General features: G+C 27.9%; 12 protein-coding genes. 6 read left to right on the top strand and 6 right to left on the bottom strand.

Going from position 1 to position 17121, the window contains the following annotated elements; all coding sequences use genetic code 11:
• Window positions 1–19 precede the first annotated feature (19 nt).
• Entirely contained in the window at window positions 20–778 is a 759-nt protein-coding gene (locus B3630_RS07355) for a DUF368 domain-containing protein (protein WP_422653259.1), read from the bottom strand.
• Between the two features lie 266 nt (window positions 779–1044).
• On the opposite strand from B3630_RS07355, the gene B3630_RS07350 reads away from it, so the two are divergent.
• Both B3630_RS07350 and B3630_RS07345 read left to right on the top strand, forming a co-directional pair.
• Window positions 1045–2217: an AI-2E family transporter gene (locus B3630_RS07350; RefSeq protein WP_346896822.1), complete on the top strand. Its 1173-nt coding sequence runs from the start codon at window positions 1045–1047 to the stop codon at window positions 2215–2217.
• A 73-nt stretch (window positions 2218–2290) separates the two neighbouring features.
• A complete protein-coding gene (locus B3630_RS07345; protein WP_346896820.1) occupies window positions 2291–2626 on the top strand; it encodes a rhodanese-like domain-containing protein in 336 nt (111 codons plus the stop codon).
• A gap of 43 nt (window positions 2627–2669) precedes the next feature.
• Here the strand turns inward: B3630_RS07345 and B3630_RS07340 are convergent, their stop codons facing one another.
• Together B3630_RS07340 and B3630_RS07330 are read right to left on the bottom strand one after the other, a co-directional pair.
• On the bottom strand, window positions 2670–3722 hold the full coding sequence (locus B3630_RS07340) for an NAD(P)H-dependent oxidoreductase (RefSeq protein WP_346896847.1): 1053 nt from the start codon (window positions 3720–3722) through the stop codon (window positions 2670–2672).
• A gap of 1357 nt (window positions 3723–5079) precedes the next feature.
• A complete protein-coding gene (locus B3630_RS07330) occupies window positions 5080–9933 on the bottom strand; it encodes a cytidyltransferase (protein ID WP_346896816.1) in 4854 nt (1617 codons plus the stop codon).
• A 231-nt stretch (window positions 9934–10164) separates the two neighbouring features.
• Between B3630_RS07330 and B3630_RS07325 the strand changes: the two genes are divergently transcribed.
• Window positions 10165–10680, top strand: a complete 516-nt coding sequence (locus tag B3630_RS07325) for a phosphatase PAP2 family protein (protein WP_346896814.1) — start codon at window positions 10165–10167, stop codon at window positions 10678–10680.
• Between the two features lie 72 nt (window positions 10681–10752).
• Here B3630_RS07325 and B3630_RS07320 read toward each other — a convergent pair whose 3' ends face one another.
• Window positions 10753–12054 carry an ectonucleotide pyrophosphatase/phosphodiesterase gene (locus B3630_RS07320; protein WP_346896812.1) on the bottom strand — a complete coding sequence of 434 codons (1302 nt, stop codon included), beginning with the start codon at window positions 12052–12054 and terminating at the stop codon, window positions 10753–10755.
• 129 nt (window positions 12055–12183) lie between these two features.
• Between B3630_RS07320 and B3630_RS07315 the strand changes: the two genes are divergently transcribed.
• Both B3630_RS07315 and B3630_RS07310 read left to right on the top strand, forming a co-directional pair.
• Window positions 12184–12918 carry an acyl-[acyl-carrier-protein] thioesterase gene (locus B3630_RS07315; protein ID WP_346896810.1) on the top strand — a complete coding sequence of 245 codons (735 nt, stop codon included), beginning with the start codon at window positions 12184–12186 and terminating at the stop codon, window positions 12916–12918.
• 323 nt (window positions 12919–13241) lie between these two features.
• Window positions 13242–14411 (top strand): CD0519/CD1768 family membrane protein, encoded by a 1170-nt coding sequence (locus B3630_RS07310; RefSeq protein ID WP_346896808.1) that lies wholly within the window; start codon window positions 13242–13244, stop codon window positions 14409–14411.
• 45 nt (window positions 14412–14456) lie between these two features.
• Here B3630_RS07310 and B3630_RS07305 read toward each other — a convergent pair whose 3' ends face one another.
• Both B3630_RS07305 and B3630_RS07300 read right to left on the bottom strand, forming a co-directional pair.
• Window positions 14457–15407 carry a hypothetical protein gene (locus B3630_RS07305; protein ID WP_346896806.1) on the bottom strand — a complete coding sequence of 317 codons (951 nt, stop codon included), beginning with the start codon at window positions 15405–15407 and terminating at the stop codon, window positions 14457–14459.
• 179 nt (window positions 15408–15586) lie between these two features.
• Window positions 15587–16306 carry a hypothetical protein gene (locus B3630_RS07300; RefSeq protein ID WP_346896804.1) on the bottom strand — a complete coding sequence of 240 codons (720 nt, stop codon included), beginning with the start codon at window positions 16304–16306 and terminating at the stop codon, window positions 15587–15589.
• Between the two features lie 255 nt (window positions 16307–16561).
• On the opposite strand from B3630_RS07300, the gene lepB reads away from it, so the two are divergent.
• The gene (gene lepB / locus B3630_RS07295; protein ID WP_346896802.1) at window positions 16562–17068 is read left to right on the top strand and encodes a signal peptidase I; all 507 of its coding nucleotides are present in this window, start codon (window positions 16562–16564) and stop codon (window positions 17066–17068) included.
• The last annotated feature ends 53 nt before the right edge of the window (window positions 17069–17121 follow it).

Here is a 17121-nt window from a genome sequence, read left to right as displayed (position 1 = left end):
AGTCTTTACTTTTTATGTTTTAATTATTTTCTTTTTTTCCAAGTATATATGTAATAATAAAACCAATTAAAAAAGTTATAATTGATAGCATTCCTGATAAATTTAAAATAAAACCAGGATATACTGGAAAGACAGAACCTAAAATTAATCCACAAATAGCAAAATATGCAGGTTGAGGATATTTACTCATAAAGGATTCTATGAGCTTTGTCATAGTCAATATACCTACAAGAACACCTAAACCACCAGGAATAAGTAANNTAGTAAAAGTAGTATATAGTCCAAGAATTAAAAGTACTAAAGAACCGCTTACTCCTGGAAGAATCATAGTAGCAGCTGCAATGAATCCTGCTAAGAATAGGGATATAAAAGATTTTACGCTTAAACTAGTCATAGCTATAGTACTAACCTCTATATCACTATATATAGACATAATTACCATTAGTATGAAAGTTGCAAGAAACCAAAGATAATTTATTTTTTTAACTTTTCCTTTTGTTGCTCTTTTATATAACATAGGAAATGACCCTAAAATCAATCCTATGAAAAGGAAGTTGGTTGGTTCAGGGTGGTTTGTTAATAAATTTGTAATTAACTTACTAAATAGTATTATACCTAAGCCGGCACCTATAGCTATTTCAGCAAGAAAGAAAATATTTTTTTTCCAATCTTTAAAAAAGCTATTTACAGCAGATATAAGTTTATCATAAATACCTAGAACTACAGCCATAGTTCCTCCACTAACACCAGGAATAACATTGGACACACCAATAACCATTCCTTTTAAAATAACAAATATATTTTCCATGTTTTATCTCCTCATATAATTAAATTTGTAGTTAATTTAAACTAAGGTTACAAATAACTACTCTAATTATATTGAGAACTCTTTTAATTTGCAAATTAATTATTTAAAAGTTAATAATATATTTATTTTTTGTTAATTTTAGGTTACTCGTGTTATAATGCAAATATAGATGAATTATTTGCATTATAATATTATTAAATTAACATAAAAACAAGCCTTATAAAGGAGCAAATCATATGTGGGATAGGTTTAGAATAGATAAAAAGTTAGATATAGATAGAAAGTATATAAATATTGGAGTTGTAGCTGTTATTACAGGAATTGCCCTATTTATAGGTTATGAAATAGTAAGTAGAAGTGGTACCTTTATTACTATATTTAAAGATGCAATATTAGGATTTTTAAGTGTAATAAGACCTATAATAATAGGAGCTATAATTTCATATTTGTTATTTCCTTTAGTAAGGCGTATTGAGATCTTTATTAAAAAATGTGTTAGTGTAAAGGGAAATAATAAATTTAATTGGATATATAGAATTATAAGTATTATATTAGTTTTTTTTATAATCATACTATCAGTAGTATTGATATTTAACTTTATAATTCCACCTCTTTTAGAGAATGCAAAATCATTAATAAATAATATTCCACAATATGAGAGTATAGTAAGAAATGGAATAAATAACTTGAATTCGTATTTTGCTACTTTAGATATAAATTATCAACAAATTAGTACTTATATAGATAAGGTAACAGCAGCGTTTGCAGTTATTGGTCAAGAAATAGTTAATATAATTACTAATAGCATTTATGGTTTTGGTTCTTTTATGATAGACTTTGTTCTGAGTATAATATTTACATTTTATTTTTTAAAAGACAAAGAGATGTTATTTAAAACTATTAGGAGATTTGGAAGAGCTTTTATACCAGGGAAGTTAGGAACAGTACTTAAACAATTCATTATAGATTTAGATGAAGTTGTAGGAGGATTTGTAAGGGGAGTTTTACTTGATGCCCTTATTGTAGGTATAGTTTCATCTATACTTATGTTAATGATTCATCATCCCTTTGCTGTACTTGTTGGAGTAATTGCAGGTATATGTAATGTAATTCCTTATGTAGGTCCTGCTATTGGAGCTGTGGTAGCATTTGTATTGGGTATATTTTCTAGTATTACACTTGGAATATGGGGATTTATACTTTTAATTTTATATCAACAGGTTGATGGTAATATTATACAACCTAAGATTGTAGGTGGTAGTGTAGGACTTCCAGCTGTTTGGACTTTAATTGCTTTAACTATTGGAGGAGGGTATGCAGGAGCTGTTGGAATGATAGTGGCAGTCCCTACTGCAGCTATACTAAGTGTATATGTTCACAGAATCTATAAGAAAAAGTTAATTATATAGTGTAATAAAATTAATTTGGTTATGAATATAAGAGTAGGTGCTGTAAATAGAAGCAAAAGAGAGGTTAATAAGTATGGGAAAAATTTCAGCAGAAGAATTAAAGGGAAAAATGGATAGCAATGAGAGATTAGTTATACTAGATTTAAGAGATGAGCAGGCTTACAGAGAAGGACATATAGAAGGGGCCATATTGATTTCTTTAAGTGATATTTCTCATGACATTGAAGATATAGTTCAGGATAAAGATGAAACTGTATGTGTATATTGCTATAGCGGTAATAAAAGTGCTAGAGCTGCAATGATGCTAGAATATTTAGATTATTCTAATGTGTGTGATTTAGGTGGTATTACAAATTGGAGTTATGATCTTAAAAATAGCTTGAATTTATTTAAAGTAGCTAGTAAGTAAATAAAAATAATAATAATAATATAAAGGTGTATGAGAGTAATCTTTACACCTTTATATTATTTATAATTATTTTACTGAAAACTTCACTTTTCATCTTTATATTTTCTACATAAAAAATTGTTTTAGGATCATTAGCTATGGCACGAATAGAGAAATAAGGTGGAAGCCTAAATCCTTTATTTATATTAAGGGCACCTATTAATTGTTTAGCAACAGAATCACTACCAGAATTTCCAGATACTATCACTGCAAAGATGGATTTATTATAAAAATTACATCTTCTATATAGTGCTGTAAGACGGTTTATTACAGCTGTTAAATTAGCTGCTATAGCATCGTTATAGTTAGGGCATAGCCAAACTACTGCATCACTTTCTTCAATGGCAGGAAGAACATTTTCTGTCATAATACCTCCATAGAAACAACCTTTTTTCTTTCCATAATGAAGACAAAGTTTATAAGGACATCCAATACAATCTAGCACTTCTCCTCTTTCAATTTGTATTTCATTAATTTGAAAATAATTAATATGCTCAGATACTAGGTGCCATAGGTCTAAGGTATTAGATGATTTATGTGGACTAGAGTATATAACAGAAATCTTTCCACTTTGAAGAGTCTTAGGATTATCATTTACAAGGCGATTGACTAGTTTCATGCAGAGGTCATAACAAATATCTTTTAATGACATATCCATAGTCTTTTGCCACGTTAAAAAATTTTTTAAAGAACCAGTGGCTTCTACTAGAGGATGGCCTATAAAAGCACATCCCATATTATTAGCAATATATACAATATCTTGCGCAAAACGTTTTGTACCATGGTCATCAATACTATATATAAGAATAGCACCGGTAGATCCAAGTAAGGTGTCTTTACCTTTCTCTAGAAGTTTTGATAGAAGGTTAATCATAGGGGTATCATAACCAACATCCTCTACCTGAGCTACAAAAAGTAATTTTTTATAAGATAAATCAGGAAGATTATATACATCATCTATTACTACATAATGTATATTTTTAAGTGAATGAGACACCATAGCATTCAATATAGGAGATGTATTTTTATTTGGTAATATCACATATAAAGTTTCTATTATTATCCCTCCTAACAAAGTATTATAAATAATATTTTTTTATAATAAAATATAAGATATATAAACAGTTTATTCTTATTATTTTTTATTATACAATTCATTTAAAAGATTATAGGTATTTTTTAATCTATTCATTAATTCTNNTCTAAAGGTAAATCTAATGTTTCGTTTTCTGTACATCCATTTAGAAATTTATTTTTGCACCCCATATAGGTACCACCAATAAAGTTTGAAGAATAGTGGAAGTTACCTTTAATGGTATCAAGGATGCTGAGAGCACCAGAAGATAGGGCTGGAGCTATATAAGGTTTGAATCCGCTAGCACGAACTTCCAAATTTGCAGTTTTCGCCTTTTCAGTAAGAAAATCCGAGGCAGACTCGTTGAAGTTTTCAATACTATTAGCAATTATTAATCCTTCACCATGGGGACCAAAAGCTCTACCTTCTTGTAAATAATTTGCAGTATCTTCCCTTAAGCTACTATAATAGGCTGCTCTACCATTCATAACCCCCAAGCCATATCCGCGAATCTGTTCTGGAGCAAGACCTTGAAAATCAAGGGTACCATCCTTATTTTTATTGCTATCAATAAAAAGGGATTTGCATAATAAATCTACAGGATCAGATACTACTGCAAAGATTCCTTTGAACTTTGCATCTCTTGCCATTTGTCCATATACTTTAAGAATTTTTCTGTTACCATCAAACTGTATAAGTCTTACATCTTTTTCTTCTTTTCCTATAGGAGGAATACCTACTGATACACAAAATATAAACATATCACAGCTGAATAAATCTTCTTCCTTTAATGGAATAATTTTTAGATTGTTTTCTTTACCGTCACAAGATAAAATTTGAGATAATTCAAGGTTAAGTCGATTCATTTTTTTCAAATCCTTATCATAAATGCCTAAACTTGATACTACATCATGACCAAGTAGCCTAAGGCCAGTTAATAGGGTAGCACCTACATCACCTAAACCAACTACATTTACTCTCCATTTTTGAGGAGTAGAATAGATTATTGCATCTAGAAAATTTGGATAATTAGTATTTAAGGAAATAACTCTTTTTTCCTCAATGGCATTTTGGAGCCAGATAGGTATTGTTTTATTTACTTTATTTGAGAATTTAAGTATACTTAAATCCTCTTTATCTAAAAACAAAAGATTTTCAGTAGAAACTATAAAGGCTCTTCTAGAAATTTCACATTCTATAGAAGTTAAAGCAAAGATTTTGCCAGTATAGTTTTTACAGAAAATTTCATCTGTAGAGATAAAATCATCTCGTATTATACATTCATTAGTTATAATTAAATTATTATTAAATATATAGTAAAACATATATAGCTCTCCTTTTATAGCATATTTTCAAGTCTAGTAAGTAGTTCTAAATCCTTTTCAACTAGGGCTGATGGAGTAGAGGATAAATCATATTCAATCCCTTTTCCAATATCCGGACTTCGGGGAGTGGTTATAACTTCTCCTAGTGAGGAAAGGGTTAGATTTCTTCCATATAAGTTATGATATTCTCGTTCAAGTATTTTTAATATTTCTATAGAATTTTCAAGACAAACTTTAGAAAATTTATAAACATTTTCGTGGGAAGTATTTTTTATGAATACTGGGTAAGTGTATGGTAATATACTATTAATTGATGGAATTAAGTTTCGTTTAGGAAACTCTCCTCTCCATATAGCATCTCCACCTAAAAATGGATATAAAGAATTTTCATTAAACCAAATTTTAAGTCTAGGTATAAAGTATACACTAGAGACTTGCCTATTTTGCATATCCATTAAATCTTTTCCTCGACCAGAGAGAATACCACAATGAATTTTTTTTACATTAATTCCTTGGTTAATTAGTATAGGATCTAAGGCTCTCATTCTATACCCCTTATGGAGAATGTTATCTACTAAAAAAATTGGTCGATTAAAGGACTTTATCATTTTCATCTGGTTATTTAAAGATAGGTAATATGGAGATTCGCCTATAAAGAAGTTCTTCATATCACCATAATAATACTTTTCTGTATGAAGAGATTTGGTAACAGTATTTGGTACTAGATATCTATCTAAAATGTCACCATAAGGTACACACATAGCTTCACCATATTCATTAGATGCTTTTAAATAAATAGAAATATTATTTTCATAACAAATATTTCTTATCATTTTTTGATGAAGTACTTCGCTATTAAAGCAAAGTAAAAGTTCATTAGGATATAATTTTGAAAGAGCACTTTGCAATAATTTTCTTCTAGAATTAATTACATTCTTAATTTTAGAGTTACTTCTAAAAGGTTCTTTTAAAATATTTTCTACATCTAAGTTCAAAATACATGGACTAGTCATATTAACTGCTAATACAGGAGATTCTTTATTTTCAGAGCCAATATTTACAAAACCTTGGGATAGCATTATTTCTACTAAGGTTGAGCTAGTTAATGAACTATGACATGGATTAAACACAGCGTATTCATAATCTTTAGAAATAGCATAAGATAAAGCTTCAGTTAAAATAATTTGCTCAAGAAATTTATGTTTTTCTCTATCAATAACATAAATTCCATCTATAAATATCATTCTTCCTATAGATAGGGAACGAAGTGTTCTAGAAATATTCTCATCTTTAACCTCATGGTAAAGATTATTTGAACGAACCCAATGCATGGCAGCAATAGCTAGAATTTCACTTTTTTTAGAATCTTTAATTACTACTAGTTTAGGAGCTTCCTTATATTTAAGTTCTGATAAGATGGATTTTGTTTCATTACTAGAATTTAAATTAGAGAATAATTTCAATATTATATTATCAGTAACTTCGTCAATAAATTCAAAATCTAAGTGACTTTCATTTAGAGATAGCTTATCTAGAGGTTCTCGTTGATAAAAACCATTTTCATGTATATATTGAGAAACTAAAGGATCTACTAAGGTTGAAACATCTCTATTTTTATCTATATAGTTTCTGATTTGACTAGAGCTTATTGTAGAGTATTTAGCTGGAAGTTTTAGTACTTCTACGGTACCCTTTATAAGAGATTTAGCAGCTAAAAGTTTTTTTGAATTACCTCTTTCAAAAATAATGTGATTAAAAGTATGAATGGAATTTTCCTCTACAGGATTACTATAGCAAGAGGCATTTAAAAGTACATCGCTACCAGAAACAAAGAATATTTGAGACTCTGAAAATGATTTCTTAAGCAGTCTTAAATCATTAGTATTAGATATATTCACTTGCATAGTTTCAGGATATATATATATATTAAATTCATCACAAATTGATAAATTAATTAATATTTTTCTTAAAAGATTAGGTAAGGTTTTTTTAGACCAAGAAAATTCATCCACGGCTAAATATACTTCATAACCTAAATCACGAATTGCTTTAGAAATATTCTTATGTCCTAATGAGAAAGGATCAAAGGTACCAGGGAAAAATGCTATTTTCTTAGGTATATCTATAAGAATATCGCCATTTAAAAAAGTATAGTCTGCTATAAATCTATAGATGTGATTTATAGCGGCTGCATTGGTTAATAAAAGTAATCTATTATTGTCATCATTACCTATGAGAGTAAGAACTTTTTTAGCTACTAGTTTAAAAACATGTAACTTATCATTTAAAGAAATTGTTGAATTCCCAAATATATCCTTGCCAAGAGTGATTATAGCTGCTTGTTTAACCTTATCCTTATAATCACCTATACCATTTAAAATAATAGATAACATTGATTTTAATCTTTCATTATAAATTTTTTCATTTTCATTAAAACGAGATTTATATACATCATAGTTAGACAAGGAGATTCCTATAGCTTTAAGAATTAGTATTTTAACATCTTCATTTGAAGTTTTAATTTTGCTTTTTAAGTCATCAATAATTTCATCTAATTCATTAGGTGCTAGCCATAAGATTATCTGACCTAAGAAAGGTGATATATATTCTGTGAATTTCTGGCCTTCAATTTCTAGTCCACGTAAAAGCTCTATAGCTACTTCATTTCTTTCTGAATCATTTAGGTTAGGCATAATTTTAAGTATTGAATAGCCTGCACTATTTCTAACATTTTCCATGGCACTAACTTTTAACATATTACAAAAGTGAATGCAAGTATGAAGTCCTGTAGTTGGAGCAATATAGAGTGTATAATTAAGAAGTATATCTATCTGATGTTTTTTTACCACCCAATTAGTAGCTGTTTTCAAGTTGCTAAGGAGGATATCAGGGATTTTATTATAATCTTCCTTACAGTAATTTTTAAAAAGATATATATGGTCATTCATATTAAGAATTGTGAAAATTTTTAGATATAAATAATTTTCAGATGAATTTTTCCTTTTAGTTTTAATTTCTCCAAGATTTTTAATTATATAATCAAGTATAGAATGAGTAGGTGGTATTTTAGGAATTATATCGTTTAAACTTTCAAGAGCAGCTAATCTTATAACTACATTTCTTTTTTTTACTTTATCAATAATGAATTCTATGAGTGAATCTAAAGTTTCATCATAGGACTCAAAAGATATATATTTTGCGGTATAGAGTAAATACAGCTGAGTTTCAAAAGAAGTTATATTTTGAGACATATAGTGTTTTAAGAGAATACCTCTATATATTTTCATAAAAATTTTTCTAGAATTTATAAAAACAGAATTAACCATGATTTTAGTATTATAGCCAATCCAGTTTTTATGAGCATTTACTAGTTTACCGCTAGGATAAAGCATTAATGAAATATATTGTTCAAATAATTGATAACTATTTATGTTAGGTTTATCTATAGATACATTCTTAGGTAGTTCTTTACTATAATCTTCATCAAAAATAGCTATTAATTTTCCTATTAGATATGCACAGTGACGGCGAATATCATCTTCTCTATGAGTTAAATTATCATAAAGAAATTCTAGAGTTTGTAGCTTTTGTCTTTGAGTAAAGTAAGTAGAATATTCTTCTAGTACTCGTATATATTGGCGGAGATTTTTCCAGTTATTCTCACTTCGAGCCTGTTCTAATATAGTATTTAACGAATATTCATCACGTAATAAATACATAAGATTTATATTGTGATTTATTGCTAAGTTTTTCATACTGTCAGTTATTTCTTTTCCTCTAAGTAAAGAATATATTGGAGGGTTTGCAGAAGTTAAATTGTCTTCTTTAAAATCTAAATTAACATTTACACCAATACTCTTTATGTAATTTTCGAAGTCTTTTAACTTGCCATATACTTTTTTATAACGAGATTCCTTTTTAGCATCAACATTTTCTAGTTTTTGAAGAATTACTTTAAAAGCGTTTTCTAAAGAAAAAATATGCATAGTAGGATATGAATTAGTAAATATATTTTTAACTCTAAAATCACAATAGATGAGTATTAATGATTCTAAGGATAGATTTTCAAGTTCTAAATCCCAAGTAGAATGATTTATAGCTATATTCCTAATATAATTTATATTGTGTTTTCTAAACCATTGGTCTGTGTAATAGTAGTGGAGATGTGGAACTCGTTTTAGCTCTTCACCTTTACATCCATATTTTCCAATATCATGTCCAGCAGCAGCTCCAGATACTCTTCCTAAATCTATAGGTAACCCTTTAGATTTAAGTTGGCGTGCCAAAAACATAGCTAGGTAATGTACACCACAGATGTGATCTAGAGTATTATACTTAAATATTTCTCCATTAAGTTTCATCATTTCATATACATAGTCACGGTCAAAGGCTTTAATAAATTTTAAATATTCATCTTTTCTTTCTAGTTCTTCAATTTCACTATCTGTTAAAGTTATTAAAGGATATTTTGCTTGCCAACTGTCTGAATCAGATATGGATTTTTCTACATTACATATAACCTTATAAATTCTAAGGAATATTTCACATCCTGAAGTTAATTTTGAATCTAATTCTATAGTTACTGCATCTTTAAAATTCTTGTTTAAGGCATAATTATATAAATATACTAACCATTCATTAGGACCACTTTCATATAAATCACTTAATAAAGGAGTACATAGATAAAGAACTTTAGATGGAGAAAAGTCTTTTTCCACTAAAATGTCTTGGAGTGTGTATAAAAAAGCTGGTGAGTTTATATGCTTATCAAGAAATTTTTGTGATATATTTTCAGATTTTAAGAAATGAGAGTTATAAAGCTTTCTTAAAATCTTTTTCTTTATTTCTTTTAATTGTAAAATTTCCATAGAGACCTCCTAAACATGAAGATATAACATGTATAAAACATATTTCTTATTAATATCTTATCATTTAAACTACATTTATCCTAATAAATATACTATAATAATAATCTAAATAATATATTCATAAAATCTAACTATTTATTATAAGAGAGAAACAAGAAAGAATTAAATGAAAAACTTTTATTTTATCTTATTTTTATATATAATCTATTTATGATGTTTTTAGGAGGATCTATGATAGAATTAATAAAAAAAGTGGATATAACACTATTGCAGTTTATAAATAAAAAATTACGATGCAAGTTTTTAGATAAAATTATACCATATATAACATTTTTAGGATCTGCCACATTTTGTATGGTTTTTGTTGTAATGACTGTTATGTCTAAAAGTAAAGAAATTAAGAACCTAGGATTTCTAGCATCTTTATCAATTATTACTTCTGGCGGTATTACTCACTTTTTAAAGAGAGTAAAAAATAGGATACGACCATATATAAAGTTTCCAACGCTAAACATAAAGAAGATAGGTGTAGATGATTATTCATTTCCATCTGGTCACACCACTGCAGCTTTTTCAATTGGAGTTAGTATTGCACTAAGCTTTACTGGATTAGCAGTAGTATCTATAGTAATTGCTAGTCTTGTAGGATTTTCAAGAGTTTATCTTGGAGTACATTATCCAACAGATGTAGGTGCAGGAGTTGTAGTTGGAACGTTGAGTACGATTTGTATGCATATGATAGTATAATAATTAGTAAAGAGATAAGAATTTAATTTAAATTCTTATCTCTTTATTACATCATAGATTATTCTTAAAGAATTAAGGGATAGTCAATATTTCATCAATTACTATTCCATCACATTTGGGAAATTTAATACCTAAAACTTTTGATAGGGTAGGAGCTATGTCCACTAAATTCATATTATCCATAAAAAAGTTTTCTTTAAACTCCTCACCACATCCAATAAAGAGAGTATGAATATCAGGACTATTAGGATGATAACCATGATTTCCGTTAGATTTCCCCTCCTTAGGAGTGGTTGGAGTCACTATACTATCATTTAATTTATCTATAAAAATAAAACCTCTTTTAGCTTCAATCATAAATGTAGCCTTAGGATCACCACCTAATTCTATTATCTCATCATTTCTATATATCTTTGCAATTCCCTTAGATTCATCAAGAGATAAGGTTTTTAAAATATTATAAACTTTTGAGGATAGATTTTTATTAAAGTCATCCTTAACATATACATAGGCACTTCCATCACAAGATTTTACATATACTCTCCAAGAATTAAGTCTATTATTATTACCGATGCTTGTTAACCCTTGATTTTTAAATAGGGTGTTTAAGGTAATCACTTTATTAAAGTCTTGAAATCCATGATCACCTAAAATAACTATAGAAGAATTATCATATATACCAGCTTCTTTTAGAGCTTTTATTATATCAGCTAATCTTCCATCATGGCGATGAAGTGAATCTACAGCTTCTTTAGAATCAGTACCATAACCATGACGTTGACTGTCTAAGTCTAAGAGATGTAGTAAAAGTAAGTTAGGTTTATACTTTTTAATGGTTTCTATAGCACAAGCAGTAGCAAAATTATCTAAGTTAGGCTCTTTTATTCCATCAAGGAGATGTTTAAATTTTCTGTTTAAATTGAATTGGTATATAGGGCTTCCACCTAGAAGTGATGCCATTTCTTGAGATATATATTTATTGTTAGAGAAAATTTCAGGCATATTATATTTTATAGAGGATCTACCAGTAACAGGCCAAAATATAGATCCTACAGTAAGCCCTCTACTTTTCGCCATATCATATAGTGTTGGACCATTTACATATTTTCTGAACCAAAACCAATCTGGAGCAGCTTTTTCAGGTTCTAATAATTTATTGTTTACAACTCCATGGTTTTTAGGATACTTACCTGTAACTATGGTAGTGTGAGCTGGATATGTTAATGATGGATATATAGATTTAACACTTCTAACTACTGACCCCTTTTGAATACATTGTGAAAAAGTTGGTAAGTTACTTATTATATCAAAATCAGCTGCTTTTAATCCATCAATTGAAATAACAACTAAGTGCTTATTTGTTAAATTATTCATAACTTATTCTCCTCGTATTAACTTTATGTTATATATAAATTATGATATACTAATTTTGTTATTAAATCTACATAGTAAGACAATATAAATAAAGAATAAAGAAGAAAAGTCGCGTAAGAAGGTGTAATTTTGGAGCTGAATTATAAAGAACAATTTACTATAAAGTTTCATGAAGGAGACTTTAAGGGAAATGTTAAATTATTTACAATAATGGATTATGTTCAACAAGTTTCAGAAGGTCATTCTCAAATTTTGGGGGTGGATTTTCAGTCTATGATGAATAAAGGATTATTTTGGGTAGTATCCAGAGTTGAAATTACAATGGAGAGATATCCTAAGGTTGGAGAAGATATAACAGTAGAAACTTGTTTAGGTGGCCGTGAAAAAGTCTTTATGAAAAGAAGATTTAAGATTAAAGATAATGATGGACAAGTTATTGGTAGAGTTTTGATATATTATTTAATTGTAGATATTGAAACTAGACATCCACAAAAGCCGTCCATGTGTCCAGTTGACATAAATATTGATGTAGAGGATGTCGTTGATAATAAGCTTAACAAGATAAAGATGCCAGGTGAGGCTATAGAAACTATCAATAGGGAACTATACTATAATGATATAGATATAAATAATCATGTTAATAATGCTAAATATGTTTCTTTTATAGAAGATTTTTTTCCTTTAGATTGGCATACAGAAAAGAAAATATCTTATATGCAACTTAACTTTATTAAGGAAATTAAATTTGATGATTCGCTAATAATGAATAAATTTATTGAGGATAAAGAAAGTAATAGTTTTTGCATTAATGGAGTTTCAGAAATTTTTGAACAAGAATTTTTCCAATGTAGGGTAAAGTTTTAAATAAATGTGGATTGAAAAGTCATTAAGATAAAAGGTATCTAGATAATAAAATTTCTAGATACCTTTTATTCTAAGAAATAATTAATATGGTATAAATAAAAAAATGTAAAGGAATACATAATATAAGGATATAATTTACTGAAATGAAAATTAAATTCAAAAAACAATTATATATGAAATTTAATTTAAAAATATTTATAAATATAAAATAAAAAGTGAAAAAATTTACGAATAATAACCATTGACATTAATGAATAAATAATTCATAATAAATATGGAATATTCATAAAAGATTTAAAATTTAAAATAAGGGGGAGCAATAATTGACACATAAGAAGGGTTTGAAAAAGGCCGTTAGCAAAGAAGGTATTATATTTATAATTTTATTTTTAGGTTTTTTCATAGGTATGGGAAGTGTTATGGGAACAATAAATATGTTTAATACCCTAATGGAAACTGCGTATAGCCTATTAATGAAAACAGTTTTTTATATAATGGCTATTGCAGTATTGGCAGGATCTATATCTGCACTTCTATCAGAATTTGGAGTGGTATCGTTAATTAACAGATTGTTATCACCGTTAATGAAACCACTTTATGATTTGCCAGGTGCTAGTGCTATAGGAGTTTTAACCACCTATCTTTCTGATAATCCTGCTATACTTACTTTAGCAGATGATAAAGGATTTAGAAGATATTTTAAAAAATATCAGTTGCCAGCTTTAACCAACTTAGGAACAGCCTTTGGAATGGGGTTGATTATTACTACCTATATGATGGGGCAAAAGTCACCTATAGGAGAAAGTTTTATACTACCAGCGATAATAGGTAATGTAGGAGCTTTAATAGGAAGCATTGTAAGTACTAGATTAATGCTTAGACAAACCTCAAAAATTTATGGCAAAGAAGAAATGTGTGTACAAGATAATGATACTGGTTTTGACATGATGAATTATAGAGAAATTAGAGATGGAAGTGTTGGAGAAAGATTTATAGGTGCTATGCTTGAAGGAGGAGCTTCAGGAGTACAAATGGGACTTGCTATAATTCCAGGAGTTTTAATAATTTGTACTTTAGTTTTAATGCTTACTAATGGACCATCAGCATCTGGAGTTTACACTGGAGCAGCATCAGAAGGTATTGCACTCTTACCTTGGATTGGGGAAAAACTACAATTCATATTAGTTCCATTATTCGGTTTTCAAAGTCCAGAAGCTATAGCTTTCCCGATAACATCTTTAGGGGCTGCAGGAGCTGCAATTGGTTTGGTGCCGGAAATGTTAAAAAATGGATTAATAGGTGGTAATGAAATTGCAGTATTTACAGCTATGGGGATGTGTTGGAGTGGATATCTAAGTACTCACGTTGCAATGATGGATGGTTTAAAGTGTAGAGAATTAACAGGTAAAGCTATTGTTAGTCATACCTTTGGTGGATTAACAGCAGGTATATCAGCTCACTTTATATATTTACTTATATTAAAATTCATATAAAAATAAAAAACCACCTTTTTATGGTGGTTTTTTATTTTTATATAATTAAATATTTATATGAGTTTCAATAGGTTGATTAGTGGAATTTAAATAATTATTTAATATGCCAGTCCTTAAACCTTCACTACATACAATAATGTTACAAAAATTACAATAATTAATCATATGAGTTATTATTTCACAACCACCTAATATAATATCAGCACGTTTTTTTGAAAGACCTTGTAAGTTTTCTCTCTCTTTTAAACTTATAACTTTAAGACTTTCACAAAGAGTTTTTAGTTCATAAGGGCTGGAAAGTTCTATTGTGCTAGTAGATGAACATGATTTTGATAAATAATTAGAATATATCTTTCCAAGATTCTTAAAAGTTCCGCCAATACCAACTAAAGAGCTTCCATAAAAAGTTTCAATCCAAGGGATATTAGAAAATAGATTATAAAAAAAATCCTCGTTATAGTCACAGCTCAAATATCTGCCATACTTATTAACTTTTATTTTCTCAGTTAGGTTTATAGACCCTAGAGGAATACTAGTATAATTTGTAAATCTACTCTTTTCTACAAAAATTAATTCTGTACTATTTCCACCAGTGTCCATTATTATACCGTTATCTAGGTTACAAGTAGAAAAAACTCCAAGGTAAGATAAATAAGCTTCTTCTTTAGGGGACAAAATCTGAACTAAAATTCCAGTATGAGCTTTTATTAAATCAAGAACATAGTTACTATTTTCAGCTACTCTTAAAGCTTCCGTAGCTACACATATGATTTTAGAAGCTTTATTTATAATACAAGAACGTAAAAATTTTTTTAAAACTGTTATTACATGAATTGTTTTTTCAGAACTTATAATTTTATTGGTATCTAAAGTAGCTCCAAGTCTTAAATGTTCCTTATCTTCATCTATAATTTTTGGATTGGACTTATCATCTATATTAACAATTAGTAGGTGAACCGTATTTGAACCAATATCTATAATAGCAATAATATTCATAATACTTAATACCTCCCTAGAAAACTCTTTTATTATTTATACGATAAAAATAATAAAATATAACATAATAAATATATTAGACTATTGAAATTTAAATAAAGAGTTTTTAAAGAAGATATGATAAGAAAAAATCTAAAGAACTAAAATTTCTAATAAATTTCACATAGCATTAATGTTTACTAAGTTGCAGTTTCAATGAAAAGTATGTTGCTAGGGATAGTAGCTTTTACTTCAAAAGTTTCATTAGAAATATAAGCACTGTCAGAGCCTGTTAAGGTAATATTATCTGAATTATTTGTACAAATTTCAATTTCTCCATAACACTGAAACATGTAGCCTTGTCTCTCTTTGTTAATCGTAAAAATTAAATCTTTGTTAGGCTGTAGTAATGCAAAATAAATATTAATATCACAATTAGATTTAATAGGAGCCAAACCATTTAAAGGGCTAATAGCGTATATCCACTGATTTTCAATAGGATTTTTAAAGTCATATTTATTTAATAGAGGAGATTTATTATTCTTTTTTTGAATATAAGAGTTATTATTGGTGTATAAGGTTATTTCAATAATATCTAAAAAATCAATACCACTATTAAAAATATCATAGGTTATACCATCCATAGAATTAATATAAAGAAAATTTCCGGATGAAAGGGTTTCTAAATTTCCTATGTTATCGCTATATAGTAATTCACCGGAGATTACATACATAATAATTTCTTCTCCTATTTTAAAATTATTATGAGTTCCACTTCTAGGAACTAAGGTGATATTTTTTAGTTCTTTGATACAAAGTTCTGAACTCATATTTTCGATAGAAGTAGAAAGATTAGAAGTATTTTTTAAATAAGAAAAATTTTCTTCATAATTATAAGTAATAATTCTTCTATTAATCAAAATATTACCTCCCACTATATAATTAAATATTTATATGAATAAATATTTTTAATTAATATAAAATGATTTTGCTATATTATTATTTGCAGTTTTTATAATTTAATAGTAGGTATGTTTTTCACCTACTATTAAATAAATTAATAAGTGGAAATAAATTAGATAATAAAAGAATATATGATAAGATGATATTTATTGTTTAAAATGTGGTAATATAGTAATATAAAAAACTTAAAATGACTTTGGGGGGAATAATTAGTGATAAAATTTCTTAAAGAATGGATAATACCAGCATTAATTGCTATAATTTTAGGATTTTTAATAAACAAGTTTATTTTTTTCAATGTAAATGTTCCAACTAAATCTATGTATCCAACTATTACACCAGGAGATAGAATATTTTCATTGAGAACTTATAAACCATCATCTATTAAAAGAGGAGATATTTTAGTATTTCATTCTGATGAGCTAAATAAAGACTTGATTAAAAGAGTAGTAGGTCTTCCGGGAGAGAATGTAGAAATTCAATCAGATGGAAGTGTATATATAAATGGCGAGCTTCTAGAGGAGAATTATGTAAGTAGTTTTAGTGATACTACAGGTTCTTTTAATGTACCAGAAGGATGTTATTTATTTTTAGGAGATAATAGAGGAAATTCTATTGATGCACGATTATGGGAAAATCCATATATATCTTTTGAAGACATACAGGGAGAAGGAAAATTTATTATATTTCCTTTTGATAGGTTTGGTAAATTAAAATAGTGTATAAGTAGTAAAATTTTAAAGAAGTATTGAAGGGGCTTTCGCAAAATAGA

The sequence above is a fragment of the Clostridium sp. UBA7503 genome (genome assembly GCF_002477055.1).
In the GTDB taxonomy this organism is placed as follows: domain Bacteria; phylum Bacillota; class Clostridia; order Clostridiales; family Clostridiaceae; genus Clostridium_J; species Clostridium_J sulfidigenes.
The sequence above is the reverse complement of the archived record's forward strand: the minus strand, read 5'-3'. Positions and strand labels throughout refer to the sequence as shown.